Raw genomic sequence first — 2,252 nt, 5'->3', positions numbered from 1 at the left:
CCGGTCTAACCCACACCTACCCAGAAAGATCATCTAGCCGGAAGTGTCACCCACGTCCTGAGACTGATCTGTCACCCAGGTCCTGAGACTCGGCATCCGGCTGCCGACCGGCCCTGCCGCTCTATGCAGGAACTGCGCCCTCTTGCAGATAGACGGTCCGCCGCTGCCTGCGAGCTTGCAGGGCCTGGCGGATGCGGCGCGCCAGCCTCGGGACGGTCAGCTCATCGAGCCGACTCTCAGGGACGAATGACCATTCGTCGATCTCTCCGTCTGCAAACTTGATCGCTGCTAGCTGCTCCGTGCTGAGCTTGCCGCCGTCGAACACAAACAGCATCTTGTCACCCTCTTCCGGGTGGGGTGCCCAGTCGATGGCAAGCAGCGACTTGACGTTGACCTGAAGGCCCAGCTCCTCTTTGACCTCGCGCCGGCAAGCGTCAAGAGGGCTCTCGGAAGCCTCGATGTAGCCGCCCGGGATTTCCCAATACGACTTGTACGTCGGATGGAGGAGCAGGACCTGGTCTTGGTCGTCAACGAAAAGCGCGCCCGCTGCTACCCGAGGAGTAGCGAACGGACGCGCGTTCTCTGCAGAGTCGATCACAGCTGAGACTTTACGGACCTACGTTGCGACGCGCACCCGCTGAGCGAGCCCGGCGAGCTGGAAGCTCGGACGTCCTCGGCCGCGCCGCATCCAGGTCTGGACCAGCTGCCTGCTGATCGCGTGGTGCCGAACCTGCTCGGGAGCCTTTTGCTCCGCGGCGAGTACCGCGGTCAGTGCCTCCTTCGTCAAGTTCCGTGCGCTGAGCGCCCGAGCGGTCTCCAGGGCATGCCTGACCTGCCGCTCGATCGGGAGAGCGCTGGTGTCGACCCGTGGTCCCAGGTCGATGGCTAGCTGTACGTCACCCAGGTCCATTGCGGTAGTCACCCGGTGAATGCTGACATTGGTCGGACCAAAAGCAGTCCAAAGGTAGTTGCTGTCGTGGCCCAGTCGACGGGCCGTTTCGTCTGCCTCGTTGAGGAACGACTGGACCGATGAGCGGTCCTCCGCTCGTGCTGCTGCGACCGATCCGGCAAGTAGCAAGGTGCCGTAAACTGACAGATACTCCGGTCCAGCGGCAGCTAAGCCCGGTTGAAGGTAGGCGGCTGCGTCGTTGGTCAGCTTGGTGGCCTCGGTATAGCGACCGGTCGATAGCAGCGTGTGGGTTACCGAGCGGAACAGGGAGCCGATTACTACCACGTCTGCGCTTCTCTGAGCTGCCGTGAATCCCCGTTCAGCCGCTATCCAGGCGAGATCGGCCTCGCCGAGTTTGGTCAGCAGTACCGCCGTCGCTTGGTAGGACAGCCCGAGCAGAGCGAAGGAGCGACTCTGGTCGTCGCCGCTCAGGGTCTGTGTTGCGGCTTGTGCGCTGGCCAACAGCTCGGGCAGACGCGCGACGACGTAGCCGTAGCGTGAGTCTTGGTAGGCGCTCCAAACTGCATCGACGCTTGCGCCGAGTGTGGTGACGCTCGGCGCTTCCTCCCCGGATGGCTGCATGAAGGGCGACAGCTGTCGGTAGTTGAGGAGTGCGTCACGGAGTCCAGCAACAGTCTTGGTTCCGCTCTCTGAGTTCCATTCCAGCAGCGTGGGTTCCCCGACAAGATCACCAACGGTGACGTCCAGTGCCTCGGCGACGCTCCTGATCACTGAAAGGCGGTCAAGATCGATTCTGCTGTTCTCGATCTTGCTCAGCCAATCAACAGTGCGCCCGACGATTCCTGCCAGCACCTCTTGGGACATGCCCCGGCGGCGTCGGTACCACGCGATCCGCTCACCAACGGTGAGTTCTTCTCCGATACCTCGCATGGACTCATCATCCCGTCAGCAGCCGAAGGTCCCCTGAAAAGTATTCCAGGTTCGAACCCGAATTTGGTCGTACGTTCGTGATCAGAAGAGCAGTCGTCCACTGGGGACGCGCTCAAGACAGGGGAGGAACCCTCGTGAAGCTGTACGTGGACACGACCGGCAAGCAGGTCACGGTGTCGAAGCCCACCGAGACGAAGAACGACCAGAACGGCAATCAGCGTTCCGAGAAGGGAACGGGCCGGCTGATGTGGTCGACCCAGGTCATCGTGCTCGACGAGACCGGCGGTGAGGTCATCGCCATCACTACGGCTGGTGAGAAGCCGAACGTGACGGTGGGACAGCTCGTCGCCATCGAGCAGCTCGAGGCCATTCCGTGGGCGACCAACGGTCGTAACGGCGTCGCGTTCCGCGC

Annotated in this window: 3 protein-coding genes; 1 reads left to right on the top strand and 2 read right to left on the bottom strand. The window is 62.5% G+C overall.

The annotated features are described in order from the left end of the window. Nucleotides 1-121: 121 nt before the first annotated feature. On the bottom strand, nt 122-598 hold the full coding sequence (locus AB0B58_RS42260) for an NUDIX hydrolase (protein WP_360237054.1): 477 nt from the start codon (nt 596-598) through the stop codon (nt 122-124). An 18-nt stretch (nt 599-616) separates the two neighbouring features. Beyond that, nucleotides 617-1,840, bottom strand: a complete 1,224-nt coding sequence (locus tag AB0B58_RS42255) for a helix-turn-helix transcriptional regulator (protein ID WP_360237051.1) — start codon at nt 1,838-1,840, stop codon at nt 617-619. A 134-nt stretch (nt 1,841-1,974) separates the two neighbouring features. Here AB0B58_RS42255 and AB0B58_RS42250 point away from each other — a divergent pair. Then, nucleotides 1,975-2,252 (top strand): hypothetical protein (locus AB0B58_RS42250; RefSeq protein WP_360237048.1); only part of this gene is annotated, 278 nt, incomplete at its 3' end.

The sequence above is a fragment of the Actinoplanes sp. NPDC049118 genome, from assembly GCF_040648555.1.
Lineage (GTDB): Bacteria > Actinomycetota > Actinomycetes > Mycobacteriales > Micromonosporaceae > Actinoplanes.
This window is presented reverse-complemented; position numbering and strand designations above follow the sequence as displayed.